Origin of the sequence: Kitasatospora sp. NPDC005748 (genome assembly GCF_040630735.1) — a bacterium.
Lineage (GTDB): Bacteria > Actinomycetota > Actinomycetes > Streptomycetales > Streptomycetaceae > Kitasatospora.
The window spans coordinates 62,707-76,326 of sequence record NZ_JBEXYD010000027.1 but is presented as its reverse complement, the minus strand read 5'-3'; the positions used below and the strand labels follow the sequence as shown (position 1 = coordinate 76,326).

Below are 13,620 nucleotides of genomic sequence, written 5' to 3'. Positions count from 1 at the left end.
TTCATGGCTCTCTTGCCTAGCGCTGCTAGAGTCGATGTCATGTCAATCCAGGAGCGCCGCGGGCGCGAACGCGCCGAGCGTCACCAGCTGATCATTCGAACCGCCCGTGAGCTGGCGGAGTCTGAGGGCTGGGAGGCGGTGACGACCCGCCGGCTGGCCGAGCGGATCGAGTACAGCCAGCCCGTGCTCTACAGCCACTTCGCCGGCAAGGACGCGATCGTGGCCGCCGTCGCGCTGGAGGGCTTCGCGGAACTCGCCGCCGAGCTGCGGGCGGTCACCCGCGGGGCGGCCGGGCCGGCCGGGGCCTTCCGCGCCGTCGCGGGCCGCTACCTGGCGTTCGCGGCGGCCAACCCGGCGCTCTACGACGCGATGTTCGTGCTCGCGACGGACCTGCCGTTCGGCCGTCCGGACTCGCCCGCCCCGCTGAAGGAGGCGTTCGCCGCCCTCGCCGGACCGGTCGCCGAGGTGGCCGGGGCCGAGGACCCGGAGCCCTTCACCGAGGCGGTCTGGGCGGCCCTGCACGGCCTGGCCACCCTCGCCCGGAGCGGCCGGCTCCGGCCGGACCACGCGGAGCCCCGCCTGGCGCTGCTGGTGGACCGGATGCTGGGCGACGAGGCGGCCGCGGAACGCGGCTGAGCGCGGGGGCCGGGCGGGTGTCCACCTGCCCGGCGGACGCTGGTCAGGGCAGGCGGGCCGTCGGCAGGTCGGCGGGGACGAGCAGTTGCAGCTCCTCGGTCGACGGATCCGCGAGGTGGGCGACCCGCATGGCGTGCCGCTCCACCATCGTCTCGAAGACCTGCCGCGCGGTGCGCCCGTTGCCGAAGTTGGGGCCGCGCTCCAGCGTCCCGAAGTGCAGGAGCAGCGCGCCCTCGGTCGCCTCGGCCAGCGCGTACTCGTGCTCGGCGCACTGCGCGCGGGCGATCTCCAGCAACTCGTCCGCGGAGTAGTCGGGGAAGGTGATGGTGCGGGAGAACCTGGACGAGACACCTGGGTTGGCGGAGAGGAAGCGTTCCATCTCGGCGGTGTAACCGGCCACGATGACGACCACTTCGTCCCGGTGGTCCTCCATCAGTTTGACCAGGGTGTCGATCGCCTCCCGGCCGAAGTCCCGGGCCCCGTCCTCGGGTGCCAGCGCGTACGCCTCGTCGATGAAGAGCACGCCGCCGCGCGCCCGGTCGAAGGCGGCCGCGGTGCGGATCGCGGTGGAGCCGATGTGCTCGCCGACCAGGTCCACCCGGGCCACCTCGACCAGGTGCCCGCGCTGGAGCACCCCGAGCGAGGCCAGGATCTCGCCGTAGAGCCGGGCCACGGTGGTCTTGCCGGTGCCGGGGGCCCCCGTGAAGACGAGGTGGCGGCGGAGCGAGGGGGCCTTCAACCCGGCCTGGCGGCGCCGGCGCCCGACCGCGATCAGGTCGATCAGGGTCCGGACCTCCTGCTTGACGGTGGCCAGGCCGACCAGCGCGTCGAGTTCGGCCAGCGCCTCGTCGGCCGGGCGGCAGTCCGGGATCGGCCCGATCGCCGAAGGCGCCGGCAACGCCGGTGCGGTGGCCGTCAGTTGGGCGGCCCGTGCGGTCCGTGCGGCGCGGGGGGCCGGCAGCTCGGCGGCCGGAGCGGCCGGGGCGACGTCGTCCGACGTGCAGGCCTCCACCACCGGGCTGGGTTCGGAGAACTCGAAGCCGGCCCGTTCGTTCTGCTCGGCCCGGCAGCGGGTCAGCACGGTGCGGCAGCCGTCGATGATGTGGAAGCCGAAGCCCTTGCCGTGCGAGACCCGGCAGTCCTCGAAGGTGCCCCGACCCTGGGCGGAGACGTAGACGCCGGCGTCCGAGCTGGCCCGGACGGTGCAGTCGCGCAGGACCGGGTCGGCGCCCTTGGTGACGATCACGCCGGTCGCGACGTCGGAGATCTCGCAGTCGGTGAGCAGCCCGCCGCTGCCGTGGTCGCGGAACCAGAGCCCGGTGCCGGCCTCCTGGACCCGGCAGCCGCTCAGCGTCACCCCGGCGCCGCCGCTGACCGAGACGGCCGAGCTGCGGATCCGGCTGAACGAGCAGCCCTCGGCGGTGGCGGCGGAGTCGCGGTCCAGCACGAAGAGCGCGTCCGGCAGGTCGTGCAGCGAGCAGTCGGTGAGGGTCAGCCGGGCGCCGTCGCTGACCCAGAGGGCCGGGTACTCGCCGGTCGAGCTGTGGATCTCGCAGGATTCGGCGGTGGCTTCGGTGCCCTGGTCCCAGACCGAGAGCGCACCGCGCCCGAAGTCCCGCACGGTGGTGCCGGTCAGCGTGAGCCGGGCCCGGCCGCGCAGGTCGGCGCCGTTCTCCGGCAGGTCGTGCACCCGGCAGCCGGTCAGGACGAGTTCGGCCTCGCTGTCCAGGGTGATCCCGTTGCCGGTGACCCGGTGGATGTCGCAGTCGACCAGCCGGCCGCCGGCGTGGGCCTCGGCCTGGACGCCGCTGCCGCGGATCTCGTAGATCTCGCAGCCGGTCAGCTCGGCGGCGCTGCCCGGGTCGGTCAGGAGCACCCCGGCGCCGGTCGCGTGGTGGACCCGGCAGCGTTCCAGCGCGGCCGTGGCCCCGCCGAGCACGGCCAGCCCGGCCTGTCCGGCGGCGGCGACCTCGCAGTCCTCGAAGGCCGCCGCGGTGCCCTCGCCGCGCAGCCGCAGGCCCAGCCCGGCGGGGTTGGCGACCACGCAGCCGCGCAGGGTGGGCCGGGCCCCGCCGGTGACCTCGACGCCGGTGGCCGAGCGGGTCTCCACCCGGCAGCCGCCGAGCGCGGGCGTCGCCTCCGGGCCGGTGATCAGCACGGCCGGGAGGGAGCTGTCGCTGCCCTCGATCACCAGGTCGCGGACGGTCGCGGCGGCCGTGACGGTCAGCGGGACACCGCTCGGGGGGTCGATCCGGACCGTGCCGGGGCCCTGCGCCGGGACGATCGTGACCGGCTTGTCCAGGACGAGGTTCTCCCGGTAGGTGCCGGGTCGGACGGTCACGGTGTCGCCCGGCTCGGCGGCCGCGAGGGCCTCCGTGAGGGTGTCGTACTCGCCGGCGCGGCGACGCCAGCGGGAGGCGCTGTCCTGGGTGACTCGGACCCTGTGCTCAGCCATGACGGTCTGTCGTCCCCACCTTCATCGAGCCGGCGATCCCATCGGGCCGCACGCGCGGGGTGCGCGGGTGGCCCGCCCACCGTAGCGCGCCCGCGACGGTGCTCCGGCCGCCGGCGGCCGGCCCCGGGCGGGGACCGTTCCGGGTTCCACACATGTTTCAACGAGCGCACACAGTCGGGGTTCCGAACGCGGCGCCGGCGCGGCCGTGTCCGGCGACGGCGCATCCGGGGCGCGGCGCGGCGCCCGGGGCGGCGACAGGGCGGTGTACGGAGGGCCGTTCGTGGCCAAGGCCGGGGCGCCCGGGCCCCCGGAGGGGCCGGCCCACCGGGCGACGGCCGCGCGGACCGCGGGTCCGCCGGCGGCGCGGGCGGGAGGGGCGCCCGCCGCTCGCGGGCGCCCCCGGCTCACACCCGTTCGTCCGTCGGCCAGTGCGCGCCGCCCTCCAGCAGCTCGACCTCGTCGCCGAGCCGGAGCGTGCCGAGCACGTCGCCCCCGACGCCGGCCGGGCGCTCGGGGATCAGGTTCTGCCCGAACGAGGCCTTCTTCAGCAGCCGGTGGTGCCGGGCCAGGGTGCGCAGCGGCTCGGGACCGCGCCGCTCGCCGCTCTCCTGGTCGGTGGTGGTGACCACGCAGCGCCCGCACGGCTTGACCACCTTGAAGGTCAACTCGCCGATCCGGATCCGGCGCCAGCCGTCCTCGGCCCACGGCTCGCTGCCGGAGACGACCACGTTGGGGCGGAACCGGGCCATCGGGAGCACCTCGTGGCCCTCCGGGTGCTCCTGTGCGATCAGCGCGTTGAGCCGGTCCAGCGAAGCGGTGGTGGTGAGCAGCAGCGGGAAGCCGTCGGCCATCGAGACGGTGTCGCCGGGCCCGCCGAACTTCGGGTCGACCGGGCGGGCCCGGGGGTCGTCCAGGTGCACCAGCCGGTAGTCGCCGTTCAGCTGCTCGGCGATCCAGAGCTGGGCTTCCTTGGCGGCCTCGGCGGCGTGGAACCGGGCGCCCCAGACCTCGACCTCGGCGAGCGGGTCGCCGGCGGCGGCGCCGGGCGCCGGAACCTCGATCCGGGAGCCGCCGGGGGCGGTCAGCACCAGCGTGCCGTCGGCGGCCGGTTCGGCGCGGATCAGACCGACGGCGGTGTCGTCGCGCTGGCTGACGAAGCGCCCGGTGGCGTCCACCAGCATCCAGCGCCGGTCGCCGGCCAGCCCCCACGGCTCGACCCGGGCCTGCTCGGGGCTCAGGCGGTACATCGACTTGACGGGGTGGATGTGGAGTCCGGTGAGCAGCATCCCCCCATCCTGCCAGCTCCCCCCGGGAGCCCGGCGTCCCGCCCTCCGCGGCCGCCCGTGGCCGGAACGCGCACGGACCGCCCGGACGCCGTGGGGTGGCGGTCCGGGCGGTCCGTGGATGACCCGTTTCTCCGTGCGCCCGGCGCGGGATGACGTCGGGATCGTGCTCAGGTGCTGCGGGCGGTGGCCGGGTGGGGCCGGCCGGGGGTGTCGGTCAGTAGCCCTGCCCCTGGGGCTGGTAGCCCTGCTGGAACTGGGCGGGCTCGCCGTACGGGCCCGGACGCTGCGGCTGCATCGGGCGGACCGGGGCGACCGGGGTGACGGCCGGGCGCAGCTGCGCGCCGCCGAACCCCTGCTCGCCGCCCTGGCCCTGGAAGCCGCCACCGTTCTGGCCCGGGGCGCCGAAGGACTGCTGGCCGCCGAAGCTCTGCTGCCCGCCGAAGCTCTGCGGGCCACCGTGCGGCTGACCGCCGCCCTGCGGCTGGCCGCCGAAGGAGCCGGGCGCGCCCATCGGCTGCGCGCCGAAGGTCTGCTGGCCGCCCTGGCCGGCCCCGACGAAGGTGTTCTGGCCGCCGAAGCTCTGGCCGCCGGAGGGCTGGAAGGCGCCGCCGCCGGTGGCCTGCGAGAAGCCGGGGGCGGGGGCCTGCGGCCGCTGTGCGGACAGGTACGGCTGGGGGGCGCCGTAGCCGGGGGCGGGCGGCTGGGGCGCGGAGGCGTACGCCGGGGCGGGCTGCGCCGGGATGTACGCCGTGGCGGGGCCGGTGGAGGGAGCGCTGCTCGGGCCGGGGCCCAGGGCGAGGCGCGCGGGCGGCAGCGCGGGGAGGTTGCTGCCGGGGGTGTCGTACCCGGTCGCGTACCGGTTCTCGTAGGACTGGCCGAGGCTTGATCCGTAACCGGACGACAGTGCCGGCGGCAGGGCGGCCGGCACGTTGATGGGCGCGATCTGCGGGACACCGCGCTCTGCGACGAGGCTGTCGTAGATGGGCGTGCCGGAGGAGAAGGACGGAGGGGGGTAGCCGACTCCGTCGTAGGAGCGGGGCGAGGTCATGGGGCATACGGTAAGCCCACAATGCGCCTGCTGAGGAGAGTGGGAGGGCGAGCAGTTCGAGTGTTTACACAGTCTTCGCTCGCACAAAAGTTTCGAAAGTGCGAAGAACGGACATTCCGGCGACGACTTCCGGCCAGCTTCGGACCGGGGTGCGCGGTCGAACAGAGCCCGGACTGGGCTGGTGAAGCCCCGTGCGGTGACGGGCCGGTGAACGGTTCCGGGCCGGGCGAAGAAACTTTTGCGGTCAGGGCGTGCGCCGGCGCATTCAAGCCCCCGCCGACTGCGCGGCGAGGGCTCGTGAATGTTTCGGGGATAAAGTCACGGTGAGAGCCGCCGGGCGTGGCAGAACCCGAGGTCAGCGCACCTGGAGCGGCTCCGCCGCGGACTGCGCCGGGAAGCCCGGCCGACCGGCCACCTCGGAGGTGCAGAACGAGCAGCGCACCGCCGCCGCCGGGATCGGGCTCAGGCACTCCGGGCAGTCCGCCTTGGCCACCGGGGCGGGCTTGGCGCCGTCCAGCCGGGCCTGCAGCCGGCCGACCGGGACCACCACGATGAAGTAGATCACCGCGGCCACCAGCACGAAGCTGATCAGCGCGTTCACGAAGACGCCGTACGGGAAGTTCGTCCCGGCCACCGCGAAGGTCTTCTGCGTGAAGTCGCCGACGGCGCCGCTCGCGACCCCGATGAGCGGGGTGAGGAACGCCGTGACGAACCCGGTGACGACAGCGGTGAACGCGGCACCGATGACGATGCCGACCGCGAGGTCCACGACGTTTCCGCGCAGCAGGAAGCTGCGGAATCCCTTGAGCACCGGGTGACTCCAAATCCGTACGGGGGAGGGTGAGATGGGACCGCGGGCCCCGGCCGGACATCCTGCCGACCGGGCGGGGCCGCGGTCCAACCGCGTTCACCCGATCCGCCTAACGGGACGCGGCCCGGTCAGGCGGCGCGCAGACGCTCCGCGTACGGCTGGATCCGGACTACCGCTCCGGCGATCCGGCGTACCGTGGGCGCGTCCATCTGGGTCCAGAGCGGCACCGTCAGCACCGAGTCCGCCAGCCGGTCGGTCAGCGGGAGCGACTCGGCCTGGCCGAGGTGGGCGTAGGCCCGCTGGCGCTGCACCGGCGGGTGGAAGTAGCGGCGCGAGTCGATGCCCTCCGCCCTGAGCGCGTCGGCGAGTTGGCGCGCGCTGAGCCCGAACGCCGCGGCGTCCAGGATGAGCGTGAGGTCCTTGAAGGTGGACACGTCGCCGTCCTCCGGCAGGGCCAGCCGCAGCCCCGGCAGTCCGGCGGTCACGGCGGCGAACTCGGCGACGAGTGTGCCCCGGTGGACCACCCGTTCGGGCAGCCCGGCCAGCCAGTTGAGACCGACGGCGGCGTGCAGCTCGCTCATTCGGGCATTCAGGCCGGGGAACAGCGTGTCGTAGTCGCCCGGGTTGCCGTAGTCGCGGGCGGTGCGCAGCCGTCCGGCGAGCGCGGCGTCCCGGGTGGCGACCAGGCCGCCCTCACCGGCCACCGCGACCTTGGTGGGGCTCATCGAGAACACCTCGGCGTAGCCGAAGTTGCCGATCGGCACGCCGCGGCGGCTGCTGCCGAAGCCGTGCGCGGAGTCGTACACCAGCGGCACGCCGGCCGCGTCGGCGACCTCCTGGAGGCGCTCCACCTGGCAGGGCGTGCCGTACACGTGGGTGGCCATCAGCGCGGCCGGGCGGTCGGCGGCGGCGAGCCGGGCGGCGGCGTCCTCGGGGTCCAGCGTGATGTCCCGCTCACGGGCCTCGGCGAACACCGGGGTGCCGCCGGCCCAGTGCGCGGCGTGGGCGGTGGCGGAGAAGGTGAAGCCGGGCATCACCACCGGCCGGCCGTCGGCCACACCGGCCGCCTGGAGCACCAGCATCAGGCCGGCGGTGCAGTTGGAGACGGCCACCACGTGCGGCACGTCCAGCAGTTCGGCGGCGGCCTCCTCCAGCTCGGCGACGGTGCGGCCGTTGGTCAGTTGCCCGCTGTCCAGGACGGCGCCGAGCCGCTCCAACAGGGTGGCGCGGTCCGGGACCTGGACGCGGGTGAGCGGGAGCCCCTCCGGGAAGGCGGGCGTGCCGCCGAGGGCGGCCGGCAGGGCAAGGGTGTCGGTGGTCATCAGATACCTCCGTGGGTAGTCCGGTGCTCGCCAGTGGCGGGGGAGTGCGAACGGGCGGTGGTGTCCGCGAGGTCGGCGGAGCCCTGGCACCGGGCGCCGGGACGGGCCGGAGCCGGGGCGGGGGAGGGGTCAGGGCGTGGTGGATCCCCCTCGGGACGGCGCCGCCTCCCCGGGCTCCCGTCCGCCGAGCCGGACGGGGTGGGGCCCGGGCGGCCGCCGCCGGCCGCCCCACTGCCCCGGCGCCACCCGCCAGACCGGCGGCGGCCGGCGCTCGGCGGCCCCCCGGGCGGCGGTGGAGGCGGCCGGGACGACCAGCAGGACCAGCACCAGGGGCAGTACCTGGACGCGTTCGCGGGACAGGATGCCCATGTTGTTGATGGTCGAGAAGGCCCAGCAGAACAGCAGCGTGTAGACGGTGGTGAAGGCGACGTAGGACCGCTGCACGAAGAGCCGCGGCACTCTGCTGAGCTGCGGCCAGCTCCGGATGAACATCACCAGCAGGGCGAAGCACTCCACCGACTGGATCAGGTTCTGGATGTTCGAGGCCTCGAAGGGGAAGGGCCGGAAGAGCACGCTGACCACGGCGACCGGCAGCCCGGCCGGATTCAGGCTGAACCGCGGCGCGGCGTCCTCCGGGGCGGTCGCGCTGATCATCGAGTTGCCCTGGCTGGTGCGCCGCGAGGTCTCCGAGAGCACCTGGTTGACGGCGTCGCCGCCGGTGCCGTCGGTACCGAAGAAGGTCGAGACCTGTTGCAGCATCAGCACCGCCATCGCGCCGAGCACCACGGCGGTCAGGATGGTCCGCAGCGGTCCGAGCGCGCTGGCCTGCCGCGGCCGCTTGCGCAGCACGTAGGCGACCAGCAGGCCGGCCCCGGCGAGCGCGGTGACGTGCGGGCGGACCATCGCGGTGCCGACCGAGCCGAGCGCGACGCAGGCGAAGGCGCCGAACCGGCGGTCCAGCAGCCGGGCGGTCCCGTAGGTGGTCAGGCCCAGGCAGAACATCATCCAGGCGTCCTTGCCGATGCTGGACGGCCAGAACAGCAGCGAGGGCAGGAAGAAGACCAGCTTGGCGTACTTGCGGGTGTCCGCCTCGGGGAAGGCGATCTGCAGGGCCCGCCAGAACAGCAGCAGTCCCCAGAAGCCCAGCCAGGAGAAGACCAGGAAGCCACCGATCAGCGACGGCCCGGTGATCGCGTAGACCACCCCGGTGACGATGATGACGAACCCGGTGCCGGCGACCTTCATCCCGAGGTCGTAGTGCACGCCGGCCAGCAGGTCGGCCTGCCCCAGGTAGGTGGCGAGCTCGGCGCCCTTCTGGTGGTACATCTTGGCGTCGGCCGCGCCGCCGTACAGCACGAAGGCCATCAGGTAGCGGGGGAAGGCGCAGAGCAGCTTGGCGGTCATGGCCAGCATCAGCAGCCGGAACACGTCCCGCTCGGGGTTGGCGGCGGCGATCCGGGCGAGGACCGGGGTGCCGACGGCCATCAGCACCGGCAGGACCAGCAGCGCGCCCCAGGTGTCGTACGAGGTGTGCACCATGGCGACGACGAAGAGCGTGACGTAGGCCGTCACCAGGGTGGCGGCGACGGCGGACGGCCAGGGCACCCGGGCCCGGACGGCGGCGACGGCGGACGGCCGGGGTGTGCGGCGCGGCACGGTCCGGGCCGGAGCCGGCCGGGGCATCAGAAGACCTCCAGGTCACCGAGGGTGAACCGCCAGTCGGGCAGGGTCAGTGCGGTCCGGCCGGTCGGGGTGCGCGCGGCGAGCGTCATCCCGGTGCGGGGGGCCCGCAGGAAGCCGGAGCGCAGCGCCGCGGCGGCGGCCTCGGTGCCTGGGGAGAGGTGCGTGGCGACGTGGTCGCAGCCGGACTCGCGGGCGGCGGCGCGCAGCAGCCGGGCGGCGCTGTCCCGGTCGCCGGGGCGGACCAGGACGTCGGCGAGGGTGAACTCGGCGAGCGGGCCGCGGCGTCGGGGCCGGCCGACGGCCAGGCCGGTCAGCTCGCCGCCCCGGTGGCAGGTGAGGACGCGGTAGTCCAGGCCGGGGGCCTCGCCGTAGCGCCAGCGCAGGAACTCCGGGGTGCGGAGCACGGCGAGGCGGGGGTCGGCGCGGTCGGCGGCGGCCCGCTCGCGCAGCAGCTCGGCCAGCGGGCCGTCGGCGCCGGCCATCGGGTCGCCGGCGGGGCCTCCGGAGGAGCCGGTGGCCGCGTCGGGAGCGGCCCGGCCGGCGGTCCGGTTCTGGCGGTCGGCGGTGGTCGGGCCGTCGGGAGCGGCCCGGTCGGCGGTCCGGGGCGGGTCGGGGAGCGTCACGCGGTCGGCGAACCACGACCGGGCGGTGGGCAGCCCGCAGGCCGGTGGCGCGGCCGCGCCGGCCGGGGTGCGGGCCAGCGCCGCCCGCACTCCGCGGGCGAACGCGGCCGGGCGGACCGGGCGCAGGGCCACCGGTACCCGGCCGAGTTCCTGCCAGCCCATCTTCCGGTACCCGGGCAGGCTGTTCCCGTTGGGCGTGTTGAAGACCAACTCGGCCTCACCGGCGACCTGTCCGAGCAGGTCCAGGGTGAGCCGGCGGAAGATCCCGCGGCCCCGGAAGTCCGGGTGGGTCGCGGTGTCCACCGGCCGGACGGCGGTGACGGTACGGCCGGTGGAGCCCTCGTGCCACTGCCAGCGCAGGAACAGCCGCACCCCCGCGAGCCGCCCCTGCGGGGTCTCGGCGACCAGGCCGGGGCTGGCGCCGAAGGGCCCCAGCCGGTGCTTCCAGCCGAAGAAGTCGGCGGTGCGGGTGCCGGTGGGGCCGCCGGCCAGGGAGGCGGTCAGCAGGTCGAGCACCGCGGGGAGGTCGTCCTCCGCGAGCGGGCGGAACGTCAGCTCGGCAGGGGCGGGCAGGGCACTCACGTCCGGACTCGCTCTCCGTTCGGTGGTAGCAGCCTTCGGGGGACCAGGGGGGCTCAGCGCCGCAGCACCTTCTCGTACACCGCCTCCACGGCCCGCTGGGCGCCCGCGACGTCGAAGCGGGCGGAGCGCTCCCGCGCCGCCGCCCCGAGGCGTTCCCGCAGCTCCGGGTCGTCGGCCAGCCGGCCGAGCGCGGCGGCCAGGGCGACCGGGTCACCGGGCTCCACCAGGAGGCCCTGCTCGCCGTCGTCGAGCACCTCCGGCATGCCGCCGACCCGGGTGACCACGGCCGGCAGGCCGCTCGTCATCGCCTCCATCAGGGCCACCGGCAGGCCTTCCTGACGGGAGCTCAGAGTGAAGACGTCCAGTCCCGGCAGCAGCGCGGGGACGTCCGGGCGGGAGCCGGTGAACAGCACGCTGTCGGCCACCCCCAGCTCGGCGGCCCGGGCCCGCAGCCGCTCGTCCAGCGGCCCGGCGCCGATCACCACCAGCCGGGCCGGCGGTCGGCCGCGGCACAGCTCGGCATGGGCGGCGAGCAGCGTGGACTGGTCCTTCTTCGGTGTCAGGTTGCCGACCGTGCCGACCACGAACGCGTCCTGCGGCAGGCCGAGTCCGGCCCGCGCGGCGGCCCGGGCGGCCGGTCCCTGCGGGGCGCCGGCCAGGTCCGGTCCGTGGTGCACCACGTGCACCCAGGCACCGGGCCGGCGGCGCGCGGCCGGGATGGTCCGCTCGACGGCGTGCGAGACGGCGATCACCGCGTCGTTGCGCCGGTAGGTCAGCGCGTTGGCCCAGCGGGTGGCCGGGCGGTAGCGGTCCCAGACGTTGTGCTCGGTGTGGACCAGGCGCGGCGCGCCCCCGCCGCCGAGCCCGTACGACAGCAGCCGGGCGGCGGTGGCCGGGACGGGCATGTGGGTGTGCACCAGGCCGTAGCGGCGGTCGGCGAGCAGGCGGCGCAGCCGCAGCGGCCAGCGCGGGTCGGCCCGGCCGGGCGCGCCCGGCACGCCGCCCAGGCAGTGCACCCGCACGCCGGCCTCGGTGAGCGCGGGGGCGAGCGCGTCCTTCCAGGGCAGTACGTAGGCGACCTCGACCTCGTAGCGCGAAGCGTCCACCTGGCGGGCGCAGTTGAGCAGCAGCTGCTCGGCGCCCCCGCGGCCGAGGCCCTTGGCCAGCCAGAGCACCCGGGTGCGTCCGGTCACCGCTCCTCCGCCTCGCGCAGCAGGGCCGGCTCGCCCGGGTCGCCGCCGACCGCACCGGCCGTGGGGCCGTGGCCGTTGACGCCCGGACCGGCGTCGGGGCGGGTCCGGCCCGGTCCGGCGGCGTCACGCCGGGCCCAGCTCGGCGCCGCCCGGTCGTAACCCCGCTCGGTGCCCCACTCGGCACCTCGCTCGGCGCCCCGGTCCGCACTCCGGTCCGCGCCCCACTCGGGCCCCCGGTCCCGGTCCCGGTCCCGGCCCCGCTCCAGGGCCCGGTCGGGGGCCCGGTCCACTGCCGGCGCGGCCGGGCGCGGCAGGGTGGACGGGGCGGCCCGGCCGCCCGGTGCCGCCGGTCCGCCGACCGTCCCGGTGCGCCGGCGCCGTCCGCCCGGGCCGAAGCTGGCGAGCAGCGCCACCCCGGCCACCGGCACCCCGGTCCGGGAGAGCAACTCGGCGACCCGGTCCGCCTGTTCGGGGGTCACATTGCCGCTGCGCACGGTGACCAGCACCGCGTCGGCGTGCTGGACCAGGTCGTAAGCGTCGTTGGCGTGCAGCAGCGGCGAGGTGTCCACCAGGATCACGTCGGCGTGGCGGCGGGCCCGGCGCAGGACTTCGGCGGCGCGCAGCACCAGTGCGGCCGGGTAGGCGGTGGTGTTGCCGCCGGTGATCAGCGAGACGCCCGCCACGTTGGTCGGCCGGATCAGGTCGTCCAGCTCGCCGAGCCGCTCGCCGCTGAGCAGCTCGGCCATCCCCGGACCGCCGCCCACGCCGAGGTGGGCGTGCAGCTGCGGGTGGCGGAAGTCGCAGTCCAGGACGAGCACTTCGCGACCGGTCTCGGCGAGCGCGGCGGCCAGGTTGGCGACGGTGGTGGTCCGTCCGTCCCCGCTGCCGCCGGAGGCCACCAGCACCACGGGTGCCGGGTCGGCGGGCCGGCGCGGGGCGGGCTCGGCGCGCTCCCACTCGGCGGGCCCGGCGGCCGAACGGCCGAGCGCGTCCGGCCCGGTGAGCAGCAGGGTGGAGCGCAGCGAGCGGTACGCCTCGGCGGCCGGGTCCGAGGGGCGGGCCCGGACCAGCGGTTCGCGCAACCGCCGCAGTCGGCGGGACAGTTGCGGCACCTCGCCGATCACCGGCAGGTTGAAGCCCTCCTCGACGGCGTTGCGGGTGCGCAGCCGGGTGTCCATCCGGCTGAGCATCAGCGCGGCGACCACGCCGAGGCCGAGGCCGAGCGCGACCGCCAGGCCCAGCCGGACGTTCCGGCTGGGGGAGGAGAGCAGGTTGCCGGCGTTCTGCCGGGCGTCGATGCTGCCCCACTGCTGGATGGCGTCGGTCTGGGCGCCGTTCTGCAGCTTGCTGATGGCGGTCAGCGTGGCGGTCAGCGAGGTGGACGCGGCGGTCAGCTTGGGCTGGAGCTTCGGCTGGTCGCCGGCCGAGGAGCGGTTGAACTGCTGCTGGATGTCGTCGAGTTGCTTCTGCTGGGCGTCCGCCTGCGCCTGTAGCTTCCGGACCGTCTCGGCGGCGCTCTTGGCGGACTCGTCGCTGAAGCCCTTGATGATCGCGGCCGAGTAGGCGGCCGCGAGGTCGGAACAGGACTGCTGGGTCGGCCCGGTGGTGGCGATCGAGAGCATCTGGGCGCTGTCGGCCGTCACGGTCCGGCGGGCGATCACGGCGGCGGCGTCGCCGATGCCGAGCTGGTGGGCCGCCGCCGTCGCGACGTCCGAACCCTGCGCGTACGAGAGCACCTGGTCGGCCCGCACGGTGTCGCCGGCCCCCGCGACCGGCGTGATGGCGACCTTGCACTTCCATTTGGCGTTGTCCACCGTGTCACCGGCGGGGGTCAGCAGCCAGCCGACGACGAGTGCGGCGAGCGTGCAGCCGACGAGCAGCCGCCAGTACCGCCGCAGGACGGTGAAGTGGTTTGCCGGTTCCACCGGTGGGATCCCCTCGCGTTCGTGGTGCGGTGGTGCTGGTGAGCTCCCCTCGGGAG

At 75.6% G+C, this 13,620-nt stretch carries 9 protein-coding genes and 1 pseudogene; 1 reads left to right on the top strand and 9 read right to left on the bottom strand.

Annotated elements, in window-relative coordinates; genetic code table 11:
* Nucleotides 1–39 precede the first annotated feature (39 nt).
* Nucleotides 40–636, top strand: a complete 597-nt coding sequence (locus ABZ495_RS20585) for a TetR/AcrR family transcriptional regulator (RefSeq protein WP_359837277.1) — start codon at nt 40–42, stop codon at nt 634–636.
* 43 nt (nt 637–679) lie between these two features.
* On the opposite strand, the gene ABZ495_RS20580 is transcribed toward ABZ495_RS20585, so the two are convergent.
* The 9 genes and pseudogenes from ABZ495_RS20580 to ABZ495_RS20540 all read right to left on the bottom strand — a co-directional run bounded on the left by ABZ495_RS20580 (nt 680) and on the right by ABZ495_RS20540 (nt 13,564).
* Entirely contained in the window at nt 680–3,091 is a 2,412-nt protein-coding gene (locus tag ABZ495_RS20580) for a right-handed parallel beta-helix repeat-containing protein (RefSeq protein ID WP_359837275.1), read from the bottom strand.
* A 404-nt stretch (nt 3,092–3,495) separates the two neighbouring features.
* Nucleotides 3,496–4,377: an MOSC N-terminal beta barrel domain-containing protein gene (locus ABZ495_RS20575; protein ID WP_359837273.1), complete on the bottom strand. Its 882-nt coding sequence runs from the start codon at nt 4,375–4,377 to the stop codon at nt 3,496–3,498.
* A 670-nt stretch (nt 4,378–5,047) separates the two neighbouring features.
* Nucleotides 5,048–5,425, bottom strand: a pseudogene (locus ABZ495_RS20570) (DUF6643 family protein); the annotation flags it as partial.
* A gap of 355 nt (nt 5,426–5,780) precedes the next feature.
* Nucleotides 5,781–6,236, bottom strand: coding sequence for a large conductance mechanosensitive channel protein MscL (mscL, locus tag ABZ495_RS20565; RefSeq protein WP_352294355.1), 456 nt, complete (start codon nt 6,234–6,236; stop codon nt 5,781–5,783).
* A gap of 128 nt (nt 6,237–6,364) precedes the next feature.
* A complete protein-coding gene (locus ABZ495_RS20560) occupies nt 6,365–7,558 on the bottom strand; it encodes an aminotransferase class I/II-fold pyridoxal phosphate-dependent enzyme (protein ID WP_359837270.1) in 1,194 nt (397 codons plus the stop codon).
* A gap of 129 nt (nt 7,559–7,687) precedes the next feature.
* Nucleotides 7,688–9,241: a hypothetical protein gene (locus ABZ495_RS20555; protein ID WP_359837268.1), complete on the bottom strand. Its 1,554-nt coding sequence runs from the start codon at nt 9,239–9,241 to the stop codon at nt 7,688–7,690.
* Nucleotides 9,241–10,446, bottom strand: coding sequence for a GNAT family N-acetyltransferase (locus ABZ495_RS20550; RefSeq protein WP_359837266.1), 1,206 nt, complete (start codon nt 10,444–10,446; stop codon nt 9,241–9,243). The genes ABZ495_RS20555 and ABZ495_RS20550 overlap by 1 nt, the downstream gene beginning before the upstream one ends.
* A 53-nt stretch (nt 10,447–10,499) precedes the next feature.
* Nucleotides 10,500–11,639 (bottom strand): glycosyltransferase, encoded by a 1,140-nt coding sequence (locus tag ABZ495_RS20545; RefSeq protein WP_359837265.1) that lies wholly within the window; start codon nt 11,637–11,639, stop codon nt 10,500–10,502.
* A complete protein-coding gene (locus tag ABZ495_RS20540; RefSeq protein WP_359837262.1) occupies nt 11,636–13,564 on the bottom strand; it encodes an AAA family ATPase in 1,929 nt (642 codons plus the stop codon). Before ABZ495_RS20540 ends, ABZ495_RS20545 begins: the two co-directional genes overlap by 4 nt.
* Between the last annotated feature and the right edge of the window lie 56 nt (nt 13,565–13,620).

Bases quoted from the DNA above. Each gene is read 5' to 3' on its own strand.
- ABZ495_RS20580 (WP_359837275.1), bottom strand. From the start codon at position 3,091: ATGGCTGAGCACAGGGTCCGAGTCACCCAGGACAGCGCCTCCCGCTGG.
- ABZ495_RS20560 (WP_359837270.1), bottom strand. From the start codon at position 7,558: ATGACCACCGACACCCTTGCCCTGCCGGCCGCCCTCGGCGGCACGCCC.
- ABZ495_RS20585 (WP_359837277.1), top strand. From the start codon at position 40: ATGTCAATCCAGGAGCGCCGCGGGCGCGAACGCGCCGAGCGTCACCAG.
- ABZ495_RS20575 (WP_359837273.1), bottom strand. From the start codon at position 4,377: ATGCTGCTCACCGGACTCCACATCCACCCCGTCAAGTCGATGTACCGC.
- ABZ495_RS20555 (WP_359837268.1), bottom strand. From the start codon at position 9,241: ATGCCCCGGCCGGCTCCGGCCCGGACCGTGCCGCGCCGCACACCCCGG.